General features: G+C 40.8%; 16 protein-coding genes and 1 CRISPR repeat array. Of the genes, 9 read left to right on the top strand and 7 right to left on the bottom strand.

The features are described from left to right. The first annotated feature begins 15 nt into the window (after positions 1-15). The 6 genes from NOS7524_RS04510 to cas2 all read left to right on the top strand — a co-directional run bounded on the left by NOS7524_RS04510 (position 16) and on the right by cas2 (position 4,047). The gene (locus tag NOS7524_RS04510) at positions 16-648 is read left to right on the top strand and encodes a 2OG-Fe(II) oxygenase (RefSeq protein ID WP_015137285.1); all 633 of its coding nucleotides are present in this window, start codon (positions 16-18) and stop codon (positions 646-648) included. Beyond that, positions 626-1,468 carry a CRISPR-associated endoribonuclease Cas6 gene (gene cas6, locus NOS7524_RS04505; RefSeq protein WP_041555156.1) on the top strand — a complete coding sequence of 281 codons (843 nt, stop codon included), beginning with the start codon at positions 626-628 and terminating at the stop codon, positions 1,466-1,468. Before NOS7524_RS04510 ends, cas6 begins: the two co-directional genes overlap by 23 nt. Continuing rightward, the gene (locus tag NOS7524_RS04500; RefSeq protein ID WP_015137283.1) at positions 1,465-1,830 is read left to right on the top strand and encodes a four helix bundle protein; all 366 of its coding nucleotides are present in this window, start codon (positions 1,465-1,467) and stop codon (positions 1,828-1,830) included. Before cas6 ends, NOS7524_RS04500 begins: the two co-directional genes overlap by 4 nt. Then, positions 1,830-2,507, top strand: a complete 678-nt coding sequence (cas4, locus tag NOS7524_RS04495; protein ID WP_015137282.1) for a CRISPR-associated protein Cas4 — start codon at positions 1,830-1,832, stop codon at positions 2,505-2,507. The genes NOS7524_RS04500 and cas4 overlap by 1 nt, the downstream gene beginning before the upstream one ends. Before the next feature lie 175 nt (positions 2,508-2,682). Further along, a complete protein-coding gene (gene cas1d, locus NOS7524_RS04490; protein WP_015137281.1) occupies positions 2,683-3,687 on the top strand; it encodes a type I-D CRISPR-associated endonuclease Cas1d in 1,005 nt (334 codons plus the stop codon). Positions 3,688-3,741: 54 nt separating this feature from the next. Then, positions 3,742-4,047, top strand: a complete 306-nt coding sequence (cas2, locus tag NOS7524_RS04485) for a CRISPR-associated endonuclease Cas2 (RefSeq protein WP_015137280.1) — start codon at positions 3,742-3,744, stop codon at positions 4,045-4,047. 211 nt (positions 4,048-4,258) lie between these two features. Further along, positions 4,259-7,970: direct repeats of the CRISPR family, unit length 37 nt; unit sequence ATTGCAATTTCAACTAATCCCTATTAGGGATTGAAAC. Positions 7,971-8,082: 112 nt separating this feature from the next. Here cas2 and NOS7524_RS04480 read toward each other — a convergent pair. From NOS7524_RS04480 to NOS7524_RS04465, 4 genes are all read right to left on the bottom strand, one after another. Beyond that, positions 8,083-9,366 carry a dihydroorotase gene (locus tag NOS7524_RS04480; RefSeq protein WP_015137279.1) on the bottom strand — a complete coding sequence of 428 codons (1,284 nt, stop codon included), beginning with the start codon at positions 9,364-9,366 and terminating at the stop codon, positions 8,083-8,085. 70 nt (positions 9,367-9,436) lie between these two features. Further along, a complete protein-coding gene (locus NOS7524_RS04475; protein WP_015137278.1) occupies positions 9,437-10,789 on the bottom strand; it encodes a histidine phosphatase family protein in 1,353 nt (450 codons plus the stop codon). Positions 10,790-11,063: 274 nt separating this feature from the next. Next, positions 11,064-11,411: a hypothetical protein gene (locus tag NOS7524_RS04470; RefSeq protein WP_015137277.1), complete on the bottom strand. Its 348-nt coding sequence runs from the start codon at positions 11,409-11,411 to the stop codon at positions 11,064-11,066. A gap of 393 nt (positions 11,412-11,804) precedes the next feature. After that, a complete protein-coding gene (locus NOS7524_RS04465) occupies positions 11,805-14,024 on the bottom strand; it encodes a tetratricopeptide repeat protein (RefSeq protein WP_015137276.1) in 2,220 nt (739 codons plus the stop codon). Between the two features lie 233 nt (positions 14,025-14,257). On the opposite strand from NOS7524_RS04465, the gene NOS7524_RS04460 reads away from it, so the two are divergent. The 3 genes from NOS7524_RS04460 to NOS7524_RS04450 all read left to right on the top strand — a co-directional run bounded on the left by NOS7524_RS04460 (position 14,258) and on the right by NOS7524_RS04450 (position 17,154). Further along, positions 14,258-16,294, top strand: a complete 2,037-nt coding sequence (locus NOS7524_RS04460) for an FAD-dependent oxidoreductase (RefSeq protein ID WP_015137275.1) — start codon at positions 14,258-14,260, stop codon at positions 16,292-16,294. Positions 16,295-16,495: 201 nt separating this feature from the next. Further along, a complete protein-coding gene (gene clpS / locus NOS7524_RS04455) occupies positions 16,496-16,822 on the top strand; it encodes an ATP-dependent Clp protease adapter ClpS (RefSeq protein ID WP_015137274.1) in 327 nt (108 codons plus the stop codon). Between the two features lie 5 nt (positions 16,823-16,827). Next, positions 16,828-17,154 (top strand): DUF2103 domain-containing protein, encoded by a 327-nt coding sequence (locus NOS7524_RS04450; RefSeq protein ID WP_015137273.1) that lies wholly within the window; start codon positions 16,828-16,830, stop codon positions 17,152-17,154. A gap of 52 nt (positions 17,155-17,206) precedes the next feature. Here NOS7524_RS04450 and NOS7524_RS04445 read toward each other — a convergent pair whose 3' ends face one another. From NOS7524_RS04445 to NOS7524_RS29025, 3 genes are all read right to left on the bottom strand, one after another. Continuing rightward, positions 17,207-17,539: a hypothetical protein gene (locus NOS7524_RS04445; RefSeq protein ID WP_015137272.1), complete on the bottom strand. Its 333-nt coding sequence runs from the start codon at positions 17,537-17,539 to the stop codon at positions 17,207-17,209. A 201-nt stretch (positions 17,540-17,740) separates the two neighbouring features. Continuing rightward, complete coding sequence (locus tag NOS7524_RS04440; protein ID WP_015137271.1) at positions 17,741-18,703, bottom strand: hypothetical protein; 963 nt, start codon at positions 18,701-18,703, stop codon at positions 17,741-17,743. Positions 18,704-18,901: 198 nt separating this feature from the next. Continuing rightward, positions 18,902-19,444, bottom strand: coding sequence for a hypothetical protein (locus NOS7524_RS29025; RefSeq protein ID WP_051039178.1), 543 nt, complete (start codon positions 19,442-19,444; stop codon positions 18,902-18,904). Positions 19,445-20,195 lie beyond the last annotated feature (751 nt).

Here is a 20,195-nt window from a genome sequence, read left to right as displayed (position 1 = left end):
TATTCTCCTACACCTGTGAAACACTATCAACAACAACCAAACGCCTTTCCCAGTGACTATCTTAAGCACTTGTGGGGAGAAATTCACGCTTGTCCTTACTTTGCTATTAACAACCTCAACCGCGATTTTGTGGGGACTAAAGGTTTCTCTGTGGTGTTTCAAAAATCGCATATATCCAAGGTAGAGCAACAATTCCCCTACTTTAAGCCTTACTTAGATTTGGCTCTTTTACCTGAATGTAACGCTTTTTACCTCAATCCTTTACTACTGAAAGAAGGCTCTCGCGTTGATCCGCATATCGATCGCTCTCTGCGTTCTTATTGTAAAACTATTGAGCCGCCTACAGTGGTTAGCGTGCTATATGTACGCGTACCACCTGATATGGAAGGGGGGGAATTAGTTCTTAAATCCCACAAACGCCAACTTGGACAAATTAAACCGCAAATGAATACTTTAGTTTACTTCCAAGGTGATTTAACTCACTCTGTCAACGCTGTTAAAACCCCTGGAAATCGCCTGAGTTTAGTTTGCGAGCAGTATACTTTAAGCGGTACTGAACTCGTAGAAATACCAGAGTTTACAGTAGAGTCCAGAGTTGCTCAGTCTACGACTAAAAAACGAAAATATGCCTCACAGTCTAGTCCTTAACCTCCTTCCTCAGTCGCCGATTCCGCCGCACTATCTCACAGGTAGACATTTACACGCGTTATTTTTAACCCTTGTCAGTTCTGTAGATCGACAATTGGGCGATCGCTTACATGATTCTACCGCAGACAAAGCCTTCACCCTCTCGCCTCTGCAAATAGTTAGGAGACAACAGCGCAGTCAATATAAATCTCACTATGCTGCTAGCAATAGCTTACAACATTCACATCAACAGCCAATCCCAGCCGGAACTCCTTGTTGGTGGCGTGTTTCTCTACTGGATGACACCTTATTTAGTCAGCTAACTCCATTGTGGCTCAATCTCAACCCGGAACATCCTTGGCATTTGGGTTCAGCAGATTTATATATTACCAGCATTCAAGGCACACCCCAATCAACGCAACCTTGGGCGAATGCTTGTACTTATGAGCAATTGTATGAGGAAGCTAGTGAGAGCGAACGCACTCTTAACTTAGCTTTCTGCACACCCACAGCTTTCCGCCAAGGACATTTCGATACGACTCTTCCCACTAGAGAATGTGTTTTTAATTCCCTACTTTCGCGGTGGAATAAATATAGTGGAATAGAATTTACTCAAATTGCAATTGAGTCAATTTTTCCTTCTTTTATTGATATCCATACGGAAATATTAGCTGATTCCCGCAGTAAATTTATTGGACTTATTGGGGAAGTAAATTATCGAATTTTAGGTGAAGCTGAACCGATACAAATTAAGCAACTGAATGCTTTAGCTGACTTTGCCTTATATGCAGGTGTGGGGCGTAAAACAACTATGGGAATGGGAATGATTAGAAGGTTGTGAAAATTGAGTCATATCGAGATTTAATTGTCTGGCAAAAATCAATGGATATGGTGGTTCAGATATATCAATTAACTACAAGTTTTCCACATACAGAAATATATCGAATCACATCACAAATTACTCGTGCAGCAGTATCTGTACCTGCAAATATAGCTGAAGGACACGGACGATGTAGCAGCAAAAATGATTATGCTCATTTTCTAGCAATATCTAAAGGTTCATTAATGGAAACAGAAACTTTTTTAATGCTGGCAGTCAGGCTCAATTATCTCACACTAGATCAAGCCAATCCAACATTATCTTTAATTACAGAAATCAGTAAAATGATCACCTCTCTTCGTAATCGCATATTAAAAAGCTAATGAATAATCAAGACTTCACTAATTTCCTTTCACCTAAATCATCTAATCTGTCACCTGTAACCTGTAACCTATCACCTTCTAATCTGTCACCTGAAGAATATATTCCAATTGCAGCGTTAAACCAATATTCTTACTGTCCGCATCGCTGTTGGCGAATGTTTTGTGCAGGAGAGTTTATTGATAATCAATACACAATTGAAGGCACAAGTTTACACGATCGCGTGCATACTGTTGGTACAGGACAACGGGAAGAAATCTGGCAAATTCGCGCTATTTGGTTGAAATCAGAGCAGTACAAACTTATCGGTAAAGCTGATTTAATTGAATCCGAAAATGGGGAATGGTATCCAGTCGAATACAAACGCGGACGGAAAGGTGAATGGGATAACGATGAATTACAAGTCTGCGCTCAAGCTTTGTGTTTAGAAGAAATGACCGGAAAATCTATCAGCACAGGCTATATTTACTATGCACATTCACATCAACGTCAATTAGTAGAAATTAACGCTGAATTACGCCAAAGTGCGATCGCTACTATTGAAGCCGTCCAAATGCTGCTATTTACAGGCGCAATGCCCAAACCTATCAAAACTAAACGCTGTGATGGATGCAGTTTATATCAGCAATGTCTACCACAATCTAGCGAAAAAGTCAAACATTATCAAGAAGCTAGTTAAGACTCTTGTACAAACTTAATTAAAAGCTCACGCATTCGCCTCTGGCGTTCCCGGAGGGTAGACGCAAAGACGCAAAGAAGAAACACAAGTCTCACTCTCCGCGTAACTCTGCGTTTCCCTCCGCGCCACTCTGCGTTAAATATTCTCTTACTCTCTAATAAATTAGGAGACAATCATGGGTACAGTTTATATCACCCAAGAAGATGCCTTCATTGGCAAAATTGACGAACGCCTCAGCGTTAAATTCGATAAAAAAGTAATATTAGATGTGCCACTAATTAAAATAGATGGCGTAGTAATTTTAGGACGAGCTACAGTTTCACCCGCCGTCATTTCTGAACTATTAGAACGCCATATTCCCTTAACCTTCCTCACAGAAAATGGTCGGTATTTAGGACGCATAGAACCAGAAGTGACTAAGAATATTTTCATCAGAAAAGCCCAATGGCAAGCAGTTGGAGAATCACCCGCAGCAATTCATGTTGTCCAAGGTTTTGTGCGTGGTAAGTTGAAAAATTATCGAAATATCCTCACCCGTCACCAGCGTGAATGTGCAGAAATAGATTTATCTAAACATATTACACATCTAGAACAAGCGATCGCACCCATTGATAATACACATAATATCAACTCACTGCGAGGTCTAGAAGGTGCTGGAAGTGCAGCTTATTTTGGCTGTTTTAATCAACTCATTCGTCATCCAGATTTTGAATTTTCTCACCGTTTGCGCCGTCCTCCAACTGATCCGGTGAATTCTTTACTTAGTTTTGGCTATTCATTATTACGCCATGACGTACAAGGAGCAATTAATATTGCCGGATTTGATCCATATTTAGGATACCTGCATTGCGATCGCTATGGTAGACCCTCCCTAGCTCTAGACTTAATGGAAGAATTTCGTCCTCTAATAGTAGACGCAGTAGTGCTATCTACCTTAAATAAGCAATTACTAACACCCACAGATTTTGTTACTGAACCTGTAAGCGGTGCAGTTTCCCTGACACCAGAAGGGCGAAAAACTTTCTTGAGCTTATATCAAAAAAAGAAACAATCGGAATTTAAACACCCTGTGATGGGGCGCAAATGTACTTATCAAGAAGCTTTTGAACTCCAAGCGCGGTTACTGGCGAAATATCTCATGGGCGAAACGGAGAAATATCCGCCATTGGTTTTGAAATAGGTGACAGGTTACAGGTTACAGGTTACAGGTTATGGAGTATGGGGGAGATTTTGAGTGAAAGATGAATTAAGGAAGAAGGTGGTTATATCTTACGATGTGCCGGAGGATAAACGCCGCACTAAAATCCACAAAATCCTGAAATCCTATGGTCAATGGGTGCAGTATAGTGTGTTTGAGTGTCAACTGACTGATACTCAATATGCTAAATTGCGATCGCGCTTACACAAATTGATTAAACCAGATACCGACAGCATCCGCTTTTATTTTCTCTGTGCTTGCTGTTTTGGTAAAATCGAACGCATCGGTGGCGAACAACCCCGTGATGAGACGATTTTCTTTGCTGAATGCGCGGATGGGTAGGTGTACAAAATCGTTGTTGAGGAAAAATGGCTGTATGCTTTGCTGTGCAGGCTTTTGCGGAAAAATTAAACCAAAATTACCCGCGCACCTTGTCTACTCTGGGTTTCAGCCATTCCTAGCAAATTAACTGACATTTCCTAGTGTTATAATCAACCCATCCGCGAAACTGAACCTTGAAAACCAAATACAGTCTAGCTTTCAGCCTCCGGCGATTGCAATTTCAACTAATCCCTATTAGGGATTGAAACTGAAATCCAGCACATCTGGCTTTTAATTGCGCGTGAGATTGCAATTTCAACTAATCCCTATTAGGGATTGAAACATTGACAAAGTTAGACATAATCAGGCTGTGAGGAATTGCAATTTCAACTAATCCCTATTAGGGATTGAAACTTAGAAGGATATATCACCAATTTAGGAACTTCCTTAAAATTGCAATTTCAACTAATCCCTATTAGGGATTGAAACTTGGGAAGTCGAATTGACGATCTGCAACGATACTTATTGCAATTTCAACTAATCCCTATTAGGGATTGAAACATATCCTTACCTGCACTGGCTAATTTTTTAGCTGCTATTGCAATTTCAACTAATCCCTATTAGGGATTGAAACCTATTGGAGGGGGGAAAGGACTGGAGGGGAGAGGAGAATTGCAATTTCAACTAATCCCTATTAGGGATTGAAACTCCTTAACCGCGATCGCGTGTCACTCCTGGAAAACCACCAAAATTGCAATTTCAACTAATCCCTATTAGGGATTGAAACATCAGGAATACCGGGTCTAAGCCTGTAGTTAATTAATTGCAATTTCAACTAATCCCTATTAGGGATTGAAACAATACCTGTTCTAATTCATCAGAATCAGTAATTAGTATTGCAATTTCAACTAATCCCTATTAGGGATTGAAACTCATTACTCTATAACTCCTCTATCTCTCTGTAATATTGCAATTTCAACTAATCCCTATTAGGGATTGAAACTTTGTAGGCCAGCCCAGAGGCTCGAACTGTTTGTGTTATTGCAATTTCAACTAATCCCTATTAGGGATTGAAACAACTGAAGTTGAATATGCTCGTTGTGCCAAGTATTATTGCAATTTCAACTAATCCCTATTAGGGATTGAAACCCTTTTAAATTGCCCGGAGATGTCTGGATTCATCATTGCAATTTCAACTAATCCCTATTAGGGATTGAAACTTGATGTTGGCGACTGTAATAAGTTCTCGCGTTTTATTGCAATTTCAACTAATCCCTATTAGGGATTGAAACACGGGATATTTTGCCCCCTCTATTAAGTAAGGACTGGGATTGCAATTTCAACTAATCCCTATTAGGGATTGAAACCTTGCTCGGCAGTTGGGTAAAAACGGTAGCGGTAGGCTTTTATTGCAATTTCAACTAATCCCTATTAGGGATTGAAACTTGATTACACCCTCCGCCAACATCTCCTTTAAGGAGATTTCTGATTGCAATTTCAACTAATCCCTATTAGGGATTGAAACCTCTATCTACTAATTTCTGATCTAACTCACTAATATAGATTGCAATTTCAACTAATCCCTATTAGGGATTGAAACACCGTACTGTACCTTGAAAACTCAACTACTAGCGATTAGTGATTGCAATTTCAACTAATCCCTATTAGGGATTGAAACTTCCAACGGAGCGCGTAAACTTGTTGGCCAACAGCAATTGCAATTTCAACTAATCCCTATTAGGGATTGAAACTGACCACGTACATCTTTTCTTAAACGCAAAGCCCAATTGCAATTTCAACTAATCCCTATTAGGGATTGAAACACGATCTGACCATTAGGAGCCATCGGATCTTCTAGGATTGCAATTTCAACTAATCCCTATTAGGGATTGAAACGCTGTGTCATCAGGACTTCTAGGCTGACCTTGGGTAATTGCAATTTCAACTAATCCCTATTAGGGATTGAAACTTAACGGGGGCTGCGGTGGCAGAGCCTTGGACGATGCGGTATTGCAATTTCAACTAATCCCTATTAGGGATTGAAACCTGAGCAATGCGCTTGTACTTCTGCCCAGAAACATTGCAATTTCAACTAATCCCTATTAGGGATTGAAACTTACAGCATGAGGAGGCCAAACTTAAACAACTGCGCTCAGAATTGCAATTTCAACTAATCCCTATTAGGGATTGAAACTTTTCCGGAGAGTGCGATCGCGCACATCCAGGATTGCAATTTCAACTAATCCCTATTAGGGATTGAAACGGCGGTGGCTTCGAAACTCGCCACCCCCTCCTCACTCATTGCAATTTCAACTAATCCCTATTAGGGATTGAAACTTTGAATCCCCATTTACTGAGAAAGTAGCAGGGATTGCAATTTCAACTAATCCCTATTAGGGATTGAAACGACGGTATCCGACCGAATTTAATGACACAGCCCCAAATATTGCAATTTCAACTAATCCCTATTAGGGATTGAAACATATAAACTTGTATGACTTTGCGAAAGATGCAGAGGTAAGATTGCAATTTCAACTAATCCCTATTAGGGATTGAAACCAGTGAATGCAGCGATCGCCGTCTTAGATGAAAAATTGCAATTTCAACTAATCCCTATTAGGGATTGAAACATCAAGCCATGACCGATGATTGATAACTGATAACCATTGCAATTTCAACTAATCCCTATTAGGGATTGAAACATGGCTCATGTGTTGGTCAACTTTTACGCAAATACGCATTGCAATTTCAACTAATCCCTATTAGGGATTGAAACGGTTGGTTAAAAGCAGACAAAGCGGCGATCGCTATTTGGTGAATTGCAATTTCAACTAATCCCTATTAGGGATTGAAACACTGCTTCTGGTACATTTGTTGGTGCTGGCTTGGGTATTGCAATTTCAACTAATCCCTATTAGGGATTGAAACATGACCAAACCAAACAACAAGCTAGAACAAACATTGCAATTTCAACTAATCCCTATTAGGGATTGAAACAGCCTTATCTCTGAGATAGTGCCGAATCTCACCCTTATTGCAATTTCAACTAATCCCTATTAGGGATTGAAACAAGTTGCAATTGACTGGGCTTCTGGCAGTGATAGCATTGCAATTTCAACTAATCCCTATTAGGGATTGAAACTTAAGTATGGTGTCCGCCCAAAAGATGATGCTTCTATTGCAATTTCAACTAATCCCTATTAGGGATTGAAACGATCAAAGCCTTAACCCCCCCTCTCCTCGCCCTCACATTGCAATTTCAACTAATCCCTATTAGGGATTGAAACGGCGGCGGGAGTAAGGGGGGTGCCGTTATCAACCACCATTATTGCAATTTCAACTAATCCCTATTAGGGATTGAAACGTAAAGATACCAAGCCGGGAACCCGGTGCTATTGTCGGATTGCAATTTCAACTAATCCCTATTAGGGATTGAAACCGATTATTAATGGATTAAAATCTCGTAGATACAAATTGCAATTTCAACTAATCCCTATTAGGGATTGAAACGCAAGCCCTTCCACTTGCCCCTCTGACAAGCCAAGATTGCAATTTCAACTAATCCCTATTAGGGATTGAAACAAATAAGCGATGAATTTACTGCTGCCATCAATCATTGCAATTTCAACTAATCCCTATTAGGGATTGAAACAGATTTAGTAGAAAGCATTGCCCCTGATGGGTATTGCAATTTCAACTAATCCCTATTAGGGATTGAAACAAGAGCTTTGTACCAACAGGCTTAAGACTTCTGGATATTGCAATTTCAACTAATCCCTATTAGGGATTGAAACGCTAATTTCCATTACTGCCACTTCTGGTTCTGTATTATTGCAATTTCAACTAATCCCTATTAGGGATTGAAACAATGAAATTAATCTGTTAATCCAAGAAAGTAGTGACGAGAATTGCAATTTCAACTAATCTCTATTAGGTATTGAAACTGTCAAGTTTTGCTGCGATCGCGCTACTAAAATAAATAAAGATTGATTGGTGCGATCGCTAGCTTGGAGTAAAAGATGATCAGGACTAAAGTCCTGACTACGAACTTTTTCACTAACACCAAGTTTGCACAACTCGTCCTGTTAATTCTTGTCCTAACCAGGGGGTATTACTCGAAAGGGTGTACAGATTTTTTCTTTCTACTGTCCAAGGTTTGTTGGGATCAAATAAAGTGAGTTCGGCTTGGTGATGAGGAGCAATTTTACTGACTCTTGCTTGTAAACATTGTGCTGGATTTGTACTCAAAGCTTGCCACAATTGTAATGCTGTAAATTCTCCAGTTTCAACGAGATGCTGCCACAACAAAGGTAATGCTAATTCTAAACCAATTGCTCCTGGTGGTGCTTCGGCAAAGGCTTGGACTTTTTCTTCGTAGGTGTAGGGTGCATGATCAACTGCGATCGCATCCACAATTCCCTGACGCACCGCTTCCCGCAATGCCTTCTGATCACTGGGAGTCCCCAAAGGTGGATCTAAATGGAGGCTGGTGTGGTAACTTTTAACAGCTTTGGTATCTAGCAACAGGTGCATCCAAGTGGTACTAGCGGTAATAGGCAAACCTTGAGCCTTAGCAGTGGCGATTAATTCCACACTGCGGGCTGTGGAAACACGCATGATATGTATGGGTGTGCCGATGGTAGCTACCAATTCAATTAAAGAGGCGATCGCAGTTGTTTCAGCACTCACAGGCACAGGAGGTAAACCAAACCGCAACGCATCCGCACCTTCCCGCATGACTCCGTTGGATTGAAGTTGGCGATCGCAAGGCCAAAATGCTACAGGTTTCCCCAACGGTTGCACATATTCTAACAGCCGTCGCACTAATCCTAAATTATCTACAGGCAACCCATCAGTAAACCCCACAACTCCCGCATCTGCTAAATCCGCTAATTCCGTCATCTGCTTCCCAGCTATGTCTAAGGTGATTGCACCCCAGATTTGGAGGTGGGGGAGGGAGGGGGGAGATGGGGGAGAAATTCTACCTTGTCCCCCTCTCTCCTTCTGCAACTGCGCCACCAACGCCGGGTTATCAATGGCTGGCGATGTATCGGGTAGAATGCTGACTCTGGTAAAACCACCAGCTGCCGCCGCTTGTAAAAAAGATAACAGCGTTTCTCTTTCCTCAAACCCTGGTTCGCCGGAGTGACTATACAAATCTACTAACCCAGTTCCCAGAATTAGTCCCCGACAATCTCTAATTTGAGTATCAGGACTAATATCAGTAATCTGTGGGGCTACTGCTTGGATTTCACCATTGGCAATTACCACATCAGCCACTTGATCAGTCTGAGAAACTGGATCAATCACCCTTACTTGTTGCAGAAGTTCAGTTGTCATTTGAGCTATATCAGTGCTTCAGCTGTTTCTCTATTGTTTATATACCTGTCTGAAGACAGCTGAACACCCCCTACAATGCTCCAGCTGCCGTTTTATCCAGTACGCCGCCACTTAAATGAGTGGTAATATTCATTGCTTGCAATACTGGCAACCCATTTAGTCCATCAGGGTAGTCAATGACGCTAACAGCACCGTTACCTTGGCGGAAATTCCAGAAATTATCAGCAGGTAAACCTAGGATATGACACAGTAAGGTTTTATTGGTAGCGTCATGAGCCACTATTAATCCGGTTTGGCGTTGATTTTCTAAGGCGGATTGGACAATTGCTTGCCAAGTAGCGGTGCTACGCTCCCAGACTTGTTGTAAATTCTCTCCTTCTGGCATTTGTACCTCTGCTGGCGTTGTGCGCCAACGGTGCAACTCTCCAGGGAATTCTTGCTCTATTTCTACTTCTAATTTGCCTTCCCAAAGTCCATGTCCGATTTCTCTTAAGCCGTCTTGCAACTCTAAATTTACACTAGGATGATGTTGCAAGATAATTTCGGCTGTTTCTTTAGGACGTGCCATTGTGCTGCTGACAGCAAAATCAAGGGCGACATCTTTGAGAAATTCCCCGGCTTTTTGGGCTTGTTTTCTCCCATTGTCATTGAGGGGAACGTCAATTTGTCCTTGAAATCTGGTTTGGCGATTCCACTCGGTTTCTCCGTGACGCACCAGCAACAATCTTACACCTTGATGACTAGGGCGCAAGGAGGGCAGAGCTTCGCCCATATGTTGTGTTTGGTTCATGGACTCTAGTTGCACTGGTTCGCCCAATCCCCCAGAAAAGTTTAAAACGTTGATACCACAGTTAGATTGTTGTATGGAATGGTAACGACTGGGGGAGATGCCCAAAGCTGTGCTAATCAAGGCGCGATTGATGCCGTTATGACCGACTATTAAGATAGTTTCGCCTTGATGATGGGGTAAAATTTCTTGCCAAAACTGCCGCGCTTGTTCATACAAAGCCAGCACAGGAAAATGTTCTTTGGTTTCCCCACCTTTGTCAACTAGCATTTTTAGTTCGTGGGGTTGTTCATGCCAAATGCGGTAATCTTCTGCAAACTGCTGTTGTACCTCAGCACTCAGCATTTCTGCCCACAAAGGTAAGTCAATTTCCAGTAGCTGCTCAGAGGTTTGAACAACAGGAGATGGCTGAGAATGAGTTGCTAACTCACTGTGAATAATTTCTGCTGTCTGTTTGGCTCGCTGGAGTGGACTGCTATAAATTGCATGAAAGGAAATATTACTGAGGGCTTTGCCTACCTTACTCGCATCAGTACGGCCTTTTTCTGTTAATGTTGATACGTCGGTGCGCCCTTGAATTCTTCGCTCAGTGTTATATGTGCTTTGACCGTGACGCACAATGATGACACGAGTCATCTTTTTGCCCTCCTCTATCTAAAGGATTAATTCTACTGCATTCCGTTGGCAGCATTATCGCTTAGATCCGGCTGTGGCAACTCAAGTTTTCTGCTGTGTCACAAAATTAAAGTTTTGTAGTCAGGACTTCAGTCCCGACTACGAACCATTACAACATAGTGCGATCGCTAATAGACATCTCCAGAAATTAAATATGCGTTTTCCAGTAGAGACGTTCCATGGGTAGGGATTCTCGTCTCTACATTCTTTTTTGGAGATGTCTAATATTCCTGACTTACTGATTCTCTAAATCTAACTGGAGTTGTAAGGCTTCAGAGCCGTTTACAGACTGTGGCACTGATTGCAATAACTGGGAGTTATCTGGTAATGATATTGATTCATTTACTCTCAACCCACCGGGAGTTGTATTTTCTCCCTCGTTATTACTAGAGATACTGCCATCGAAGAAATTTTTAAAGTCGTCCTGGGCTGATCTGTAGTTAATTCCTTCTAGAGAATCACCCGTTAATTTATAATCTTCTGTGTTTGTGACTGGTGCTACTGGTGATTGAGCATGAACCGGGTTCCCTAAACTTGCAATAGCTACCAGACTAACTAAGGCAACAATGTTTTTAGTTTTCATTTAGTTTTACCCTAATTCTTTGTGGTTTTTATTTGCTAAACACAAGATTTTATGAATGTAACTACTAGGTAGATTTTGCCCTCCATCCTATGTTAGTCATACATGAATTGTCAATTGTTATGCCTTTTTAGAAAGAAAAATAAATAGACAAATTACTAAATAGCAAGCTTGCAAATTTTCACTAGAGAATAGGAATTATATCAATGGATGATGATACATTATTTTAAAGCATATAATCAAATATTTAATGATTTTTTAATCTAGTTTAAATAGCTATAGAGTTTTATAGTCTAATAAGGTACAAATTTATCTGCGTCCATCTGCTTCCATCTGCGTTTAATCAGACGCAAAGAAGGACACTAAGATTATAAATTTTGTAAGATGTTTATTGAGTTATTGCTTAATTTCCTCGGCTAATAATTTTTTGAAATCCTCATCATCGGCAATATCATCAAAATCTATATCGGTTGCAGCATCTTCTCGATATCTGGGATTTAAGCTGATAGCTTGTTGTAGATTGTCTAAGGCTAATTGCAGTTCTCTTTGTAGGGCATAACAGGCGGCTTTGTTGTAGTAAGCAATGGCGTAGTCTGGTTTACTTGCTAATGCTTTGTCAAAAGATTTGATGGCTTCATTATCGCGTCCCAATCTGACGAGAGTGTAACCGCGTTTATTCCAAGCTTTAGCAGAATCTGGTTGTAATGCTAGGGATTTGTCGAAGGAGGCGATCGCCTCTTCGTATTGTTCCAATTCTATCAACGCTAAACCGCGATTCATCCAGGCAACGGCATCATCAGGTTTAATTTTTATCGCCTGATCAAAAGATGTGAAAGCATCTTGATGTCGTCCTAAATAACCGAAAGCGACACCGCGATCGCACCAAGCTTGATGATAGTCTGGTTGGATTTTAATGGCGCGGTTATAAGAGGCGATCGCTTGTTTATAGCGTTTTAATCTGGCGAAAGTCAAACCACATTTAAACCAGGTGACAGCATGATCAGCTTGGATTTTAACAGCTTGTTCATAACAGGCGATCGCGTCTGCGTATTGCTTTTGAGAAAATAAAGCATCACCCTGTTGAATGTAATCCTCAACAGTTGATTTTAACTGCTCAGGCGATATTTCCGGCTGTGGTTCCTGTGTTGATATCTCGGTTGGGATTGGTGTAGGTTTTGGTGTAGGTTGAACTTCAGTTAATTCATGTAAGATTGCATCCTTACGTTGTTGAGCATCTAACTGTAACTCGGACAGTTGCGAGACAAATTCTGTCTCTAACCTTTCCAGCTTTTCGAGAATAACAAACTTCTGCTGTTGAGCATTTAACTGTAATTCAGAAAACTGTGAAACAAACTCCGAACCAGATTTTTCTAAATCTGTAATAATTTGCTGTTTGCGGTTTTTCACATCTATCTGTAACTCAGCCAATTGAGAGGCAAACTCAGACTGCAATTTTGTTAACTCTTGTTTAATTTGTGATTGCAATTCCTCAATTTGCACTTTAAATAACTTCTCTAACTCTTCCAGATTGTGTAATGCTCTATTTTGCTGAGTTTGTACTTCTGATTGAGCATGAGTAACTTGCTGTGACAATTCCGATTGGATTTGAGCTAAATTGGCAATGAAATTATCTTTGTGTTGCTGTGTATCAACGGTGAAATCTGATACTTGAGACTGGAAGGAATTCTCTATTGCTTGCAGATTTTCTAGCTTAATATCTTTTTGTTGTTGTACATCTGCCTCTAAAGCAGCTAAATTCACAGTCAATGCTGATTGCAGATTCGTTAAACCTGTCAAAATATCATTTTTGTGATTATCAGTGTCAGTATATAAATTTGCTAGCTGGGTTTGAAATTCCAGCTTGGTTTTTTCTAAATCTTCTAAAACTAGGTTTTTTTGTTGCTCAGTATCTCTTTGTAGTTCTGAAAATTGATATGTCAGTGCTGATTCTGCCTTACCTAGATTTTCCCAAGTAATATCTTTTTGTTTTTGAGTATCTAACTCAAGTTGAGATAATTGATGGGCAAATTCAGAGACTAAATTTTCTATCTTATTTTGAAAGTTTGTAAATTCAGTAGAGATGCGAGTTAAATTATCAGCCTTAGCTTGTAATATTTCTGATGTAACGAAATCTAAATTATCATGCTCAATTTTAATTTTTTGCTGTAAAGCTTCAGCTTCTTGTTCTAAAGCGCGAGTAATGCCTTTAGCTTCTTGGATGAGATTTTCAGCATCTTGCTTAACAAGAGTTAGCTGTCCTTCTAATTTTTCCACTCCTTGCAATTGTGCCATTGCTCTATCAACAATTTCCCGAATAGCTACCCGTCGCAATAGCCAAAATAAAGCAATAATCGCCACTGGAAATAAACTCAAGATAACTAACCAAATATTGAGCAAAATAGTGGTGCGGTTGAAGGCTCGCTCAAAATCAGTTTGGATTTGCTCCCTAACGCGAGTTTCTGCTGGTACTTGCGCGATTACCTGAGTAGTAATCTGTTGTTTAGAGGGAGATGGTGAAGTTTGTCCACTACTAATCTCAGCAGATAGCAGCAAGGGTGAAAAGACTATGGCGCTTTTCAAAAGTAAGGATAAAACAATTTGATTTTTGCTCTTCATCGGGACTGTCTGGGAAATAGGGAGTGGGGAGTAGGGAGTGGGGAGTAGGGTAAAGGTGTAAGGGCAATACTTTTTTATGTATAACAAAATTTAGTTTTTCAAAGGCGCATCAGTCAGATACAACGCTGTAATCCCCAATCCCCAATCCCCAATCCCCAAGCTGAACTTGTAATGAACCTTCCTAGAATGGTAACGTCTACAAGTTGGCACAGCGTAGAAACAGTTATCAAATCATGAAGCGCAGACACCAAGTAGCCTCAGTTCTTAGTCTTAGTTTAATCTCTGGCTACCTAATACCTATTTCTGCTATTGTTGCTGCACCACCAAGAAATCCAGACAAGACTGTCAATTGTGACATTTTAGTGGTAGGGGGTGGACTTTCTGGTGTCGCGACAGCTTATGAGGGTTTGCTAGCGGGAAAAAGGGTTTGCTTAACAGAAATAACTGACTGGTTGGGAGGACAAATTTCTTCTCAGGGGACATCTGCTTTAGATGAGCGTCCAACTCAACGCAGTCGCCAGTTTTATTCTCGTGGCTATTTGGAACTGCGAAACCGCATCCAGAAAAAATACGGACAGCTTAACCCTGGGGATTGCTGGGTGAGTGATTCCTGTTTTTTACCCCGTGATGCTCATGAAATTACGGTGCAGATGCTCAAGGATGCGGAAAAACGGGGTAGAGGTAAGCTGGAATGGTTTCCCAACACGGTAATTAAAGAGTTAGGAATTTCTAGAAATAATCCTAATACAACTGGACAATTAATTGATAGCGCGATCGCAATCCAACATCAACCAGCCCCAGGTGCGCCACCTCTCAATACTTTTCACCTCTCACAAACCATCGAAGACGCTTATCGTTATCAAAACTCATCTCGGTTTACCAAAACTATTATTCGCTTAGTTCCTAAGCAAACCAAGGGAAACGCTCCCAAATGGTATGTCGTTGATGCTAGCGAAACCGGAGAAATTGTTGGTTTAGCTGATGTCCCTTACCGTCTAGGTATTGATCCTCGTTCCTACCTAGAACCGTCTTCTTCTAGCAGCACTAATGATCCTTATTGTACCCAAGGCTTTACTTATACCTTTGCGATGGAGGCTACTAGAGAACCAGTACCTCAAAAAATGCCCCCATTTTATTTAAAGTATTCGCCCTATTTCAGTTATGAATTACAACGCCTAGCTGACTTTGGTTTAGTTTTCACCTACCGCCGCATTTGGAGTCCCACCACAGGACAACCGACAAGATTCGGCGGTGTCAATTTTACTGCCCCTACACCAGGGGACATCTCCATGCAAAACTGGACTTGGGGTAATGACTATCGCCCTGGTACAGCCAAAGATAATTTAGTTTACACTCGCCAACAGTTACAAGCTACAGGACAATTAAGACCAGGTGGTTGGCTGGGTGGGCTGAGGACGGAAACTCTCCGTAAAGGTGAGGAACACGCTTTATCTTACTATTACTGGTTAGTAGCCGGCACGACTGATTCCCAATTAGGGAAAGGCGTAAAACGTCAACAAACCAATAACCGCTTTTTATCTGGGTTAAATTCCCCAATGGGAACAGCCCACGGCTTATCGAAATATCCATATATGCGGGAAGGAAGACGCATCATCGGCCGTCCCAGTTGGGGACAACCGGGAGGCTTTACTATTTGGGAAGTTGATATTTCGCGCCGCGACTACAATGACGAGTATTATCGCAAAACCCTACCACCAGCAATGTATCGCCAGTTAAGAGCTACATTAGCAGGTTTAGAAGCAACATCGGTCATTTCTGGTCAAGTTTCACCAGACAAAGCCATGCGGCGGAGTCGTTCTACTATTTTCCCTGATGCTGTAGGTATTGGTCACTACGCCATTGACTTTCACCCTTGCATGGAAAAAAGCCCACCAGAAGCCCCCGGTAACAGAGAACGTCCTGGGGAAAGGCGAGGTGGTGGACAAGCATACCCCTTCCAAATTGCGCTAAGGGCGATGATTCCCCAAAAAATCGACAACTTAATCGTAGGTGGTAAAAGTATTGCTACCAGTCACATTGCGGCTGCTGCTTATCGAGTTCATTCCTTTGAATGGTCTGCTGGCGCTGCGGCGGGAACAGTTGCGGCATTCTCCCTGAACAACAACGTTGCACCCTACCAACTCGTAGACGATTTACCAAAACCAGAACCGCAATTGCAAACCCTAAAACGCCTTTTAGAAAAAAATGGCAATCCTACTGCTTTCCCTGATACTTCAATTTTTAACCAAAATTGGGAAGATTGGAGGTAGGAAGGCAATAGGCAATAGGCAATAGGCAATAGGCAATAGGCAATAGGCAATAGGCAATAGTTATTCTCCCCTGCTCCCCCTGCTCCCCCTGCTCCCCCTGCTTTCCCAATCCCCAGTCTCCAATCCCCAACCATAAGACTCTATGGACTAAACTAGATATTTGTAGTGTAGTTTTGTAAAATTCTGTTGAGTAACTGCTCTATGGTTAAAACACGTTCAGCAGTGGCTTTTACTATGGCTACAGCACCAACTGTAACTCCAGAAAAGTCTAGTCAAGTTGTCAAGAAGCCTTACCCGAATTATAAGGTGATTGTTTTAAATGATGATTTCAATACTTTTCAACACGTAGCTGAGTGTTTGATGAAGTATATACCAGGGATGACCAGTGATTTAGCTTGGGACTTAACTAATCAAGTCCATTATGAAGGACAAGCAATTGTCTGGGTAGGGCCACAAGAACCAGCAGAATTGTATCACCAACAATTGCGTCGGGCTGGATTAACAATGGCCCCATTAGAGGCAGCTTAATTATCATGGGTAAACCCAACTCAGAATCCCAAAAAGCTGCTGCTCGTAAAGATGGCAGATTAGTTTGGAACCATTCAACTCATATTCCTGGCCTAATTCCAATTTTAGAGCGCCTCTGTCAGCAAGATGGCATTCAAACCATCACCCCAGGTGTCATTGGCAGAGTCAGAGGCCATTCCCCCAAAATGCAATTGCGTGTGTCTGTACCGATTCGTGGTGGGTACAAAGTCATTGCCCGACACGGTAAGACAGTACAAGAGGTGTTTATCCTGACAACTCTGAGTCAGGATAAACTCGAAGAAATAATTGCGATCGCCATGAGAATTTCCTGATAGTCTACAGTCAAGAATATTGCCATCACCAATCATGACTAATGACTAATGACTATTCCTCAACCTCTTGATGCACTGCAAATTTGTGGAGTGGCAAGCTGACTATGCAAGAAAAAGTTAAAAAATATGATAAAGCAGTAGTTATTTTTAAAGTCATGATTACGGGTTCGTAATTAGAGAAAACTAACTTCTCTAGACCAAACGCTACACAATAAACGAGCCAGTAAGTAAAGCTCATTCTAAATAAAATTAGTTCTGTTTCTGCTCGATCATCATTCTTGGTATCTTTGCCATCCCAAAGTAAAGCCAAGCCAATAATACAAGCTACAAAGGAAACAGCAACTACAAAACCGTGACACAACAAACTGCTTGCGTGCATTTGCATTCATCCCTATCTTTGGCAATTGAAATTCAGTCTAAAGGAATATTCTTTGGGATTACACAAAATAGTTACAAACTGCAATATAACAATGCAAGATATGTAAACAAATGCAACGACAACTAAATTAGTTTTAACTAATTAAAATAATCTTAATTATTGTGAATTTGATTATATATTTTCTTGAGTTTAGTTATAGTCTGATATTTAGGGTTGCGATCGCCTCAAGCTCACAAATATGCTGTTTTTCGGTTCATTTCTCCTCCAACGCCTCAAAAACAGCCAACATACGCAGCCAAATAATATCAACGACATTGACGATGTAGGTTCTGGGACAGATTGAACGTTTTGTCCTGGTTGGTAAGGTATCTGATTGCTAGGAATGATACTGAGTATTTTCAAGAACTGCTCAATGTCAGTAGATATATTACCATTATTAGTTTCAGAACTTCTAGAAACGATGAGTCGATTAAATGTCTCAGATTCTGTTGTGTCAAAATTTTCTGTTAACACCATAAAATCTTGACCTATTCTCCCGACAAGCGAGTTAATTAAGTTGTCAATATCAGTCTGACTTACTTGTAAAAACAACTCTAAGCTTTCGGTATTGTTACTTATACCAATACTTGTATTGTCGCTATCTACCAGCCAGTTACCATTACCAATAACTGTGTTACCACTGGTAAACACCCAATTACCGTTACCAATAATTGTATTGTTATTACCGAAATCCCAATTGCCGTTACCTATGGTTGTATTATCATTACCGAAATACCAATTGCCATTACCTAGAGTCGAATTATTACTAACATAGTCCCAGTACCAGTTACCGTTACCTATAGTTGCATTGTCATTCCCGAAGTCCCTATTACCGTTACCAACAGGTGTATTACCAATAGTAAAAGGGTTGCCTCCGTTAGTGAAAAATTGGTTGTTAGCGCCATTGAAGAAGTCATCACCTAAAATTAACTTTAAGCGGTCAAAAATCAATTGTGGAATTTGGCTAGTTCTATTCCTAATTAAAAAATCAATATCACTAATTACAGATGTATTCCTATCACCCACTAACACACTACTGTTAGTAGTATGACTACCAAAAGCCGCAAATGGATTTACTAGATTAGAGGTACTATTATTAACAATAAATTGGTTGTCAGAAAATTGTTTCATCTGCGTTAATGCTCTGTTTTAAGCTATGGTGTAAACACAAGTCTGATCACTTTACCCAATATCGTTTAGATCCCCCTAAATCCCCCTTAAAAAGGGGGACTTTGATTCAATTTCCCCCCTTTTTAAGGGGGGTAGGGGGGATCAATAAGTCTCCAAAATCATAGCTAACCCCTTTTCAAACAACCTCTCAGAAATCCTCTAAGCAAAAGGATTGCTGCCACCTGCAAAAGGATTGCTGCCACCTGCAAAAGGATTGTCACCACCTGCAAAGGGATTATTGCCACCTGCAAAGGGATTGTCACCACCTGCAAAGGGATTGTCACCACCTGCAAAAGGATTGTCACCACCTGCAAAAGGATTGTTACCCCCTGCAAAAGGATTGTCACCACCTGCAAAAGGATTGTTACCCCCTGCAAAAGGATTGTTACCACCAGTCAAAGGATCACTGTTATTAGTAGCCCAAGGGTTAACTCCACCAGTTAAAGGACTACCAGGAGCATTTGGGTTGCCAAAGTTAGCAAAGGGATTACCGCTAGAGGGGGCATTTCCACCGCCATTTGGGGGGCTACCGTTACCGAAGGGGTTATTACTATTACCAGTGGCTCTGCCAAAAGCTGCTATTAAATCCTGTTCGGTTAATCCTGGAATATTGAGCAAAGCACCAAAGGGAGATTGCCGAAGGAGATTACCAAGATTACCAGATTGGAAGTTGCCACCACCAACATTCGTTGCGTCTGTCATCAGAATTAATCCTCTTATTTTTTAGATAAATATTCCATTGATATGGAATATTAAATAAATGAGAAGCCATCATTTATAGGCGATGAAGTTGGATTATCAAATCTAGAATAATCCAGGTATCTCTATTGAATTTTTAGATGCAATTCTTTCAATGAGACACGATTAAACTAACTAATTTCTCGCAGCGTTTATTGAGACTTAATTGATGTTGTCTGCACGATAAAATGTTAAAATTTATTTATAGAATTTGCAATGAAAAATATTTAGATATTCATTTAAATAGTGAATTATTTTTCTGAATTATTAATCAATAAAATTAAGATAGCTGAATCACTGATAAATCATGAAAGACGCTAACCGCACTATCGCATACACTCCCCTTCAACGAGGAGGTTTGAGGAGGTATAAAGCTAAGACTGCAATTTAACTAAGTAAAATAGTGTAAATAATTATAAGTTTGTAGTAAGGGCTTTAGCCCTTGTTTTAGGACTAAAATCCTTACTACGAACTCAATCTTCATTACCCTACAATTTTTACTTTTCTCTATAAGTGAAGAAGGCAGAAGGCAGTCCCGATGAAGCAAGTTTCACAGTCAAACATGAAAGATGTCTTTCTCCCCCTGCCTCCCCTGCTCCCCCTGCTCCCCCTGCTCTTTCAAGTCAGAGGGCAGAGGGCAGAAGGACTGCAATGAGCGTGTAGGCTACCCTTCGGGAACGCTCCGCGAACAGACCTACACTGATTGCAAGACACC

Source organism: Nostoc sp. PCC 7524, from assembly GCF_000316645.1.
Lineage (GTDB): Bacteria > Cyanobacteriota > Cyanobacteriia > Cyanobacteriales > Nostocaceae > Trichormus.
This window is presented reverse-complemented; position numbering and strand designations above follow the sequence as displayed.

Bases quoted from the DNA above. Each gene is read 5' to 3' on its own strand.
- NOS7524_RS04460 (WP_015137275.1), top strand. From the start codon at position 14,258: ATGAAGCGCAGACACCAAGTAGCCTCAGTTCTTAGTCTTAGTTTAATC.
- NOS7524_RS04465 (WP_015137276.1), bottom strand. From the start codon at position 14,024: ATGAAGAGCAAAAATCAAATTGTTTTATCCTTACTTTTGAAAAGCGCC.
- cas1d (WP_015137281.1), top strand. From the start codon at position 2,683: ATGGGTACAGTTTATATCACCCAAGAAGATGCCTTCATTGGCAAAATT.
- NOS7524_RS04480 (WP_015137279.1), bottom strand. From the start codon at position 9,366: ATGACAACTGAACTTCTGCAACAAGTAAGGGTGATTGATCCAGTTTCT.
- NOS7524_RS04450 (WP_015137273.1), top strand. From the start codon at position 16,828: ATGGGTAAACCCAACTCAGAATCCCAAAAAGCTGCTGCTCGTAAAGAT.
- cas6 (WP_041555156.1), top strand. From the start codon at position 626: ATGCCTCACAGTCTAGTCCTTAACCTCCTTCCTCAGTCGCCGATTCCG.
- NOS7524_RS04440 (WP_015137271.1), bottom strand. From the start codon at position 18,703: ATGAAACAATTTTCTGACAACCAATTTATTGTTAATAATAGTACCTCT.
- NOS7524_RS29025 (WP_051039178.1), bottom strand. From the start codon at position 19,444: ATGACAGACGCAACGAATGTTGGTGGTGGCAACTTCCAATCTGGTAAT.
- clpS (WP_015137274.1), top strand. From the start codon at position 16,496: ATGGTTAAAACACGTTCAGCAGTGGCTTTTACTATGGCTACAGCACCA.
- cas4 (WP_015137282.1), top strand. From the start codon at position 1,830: ATGAATAATCAAGACTTCACTAATTTCCTTTCACCTAAATCATCTAAT.
- NOS7524_RS04470 (WP_015137277.1), bottom strand. From the start codon at position 11,411: ATGAAAACTAAAAACATTGTTGCCTTAGTTAGTCTGGTAGCTATTGCA.
- NOS7524_RS04475 (WP_015137278.1), bottom strand. From the start codon at position 10,789: ATGACTCGTGTCATCATTGTGCGTCACGGTCAAAGCACATATAACACT.
- NOS7524_RS04445 (WP_015137272.1), bottom strand. From the start codon at position 17,539: ATGCAAATGCACGCAAGCAGTTTGTTGTGTCACGGTTTTGTAGTTGCT.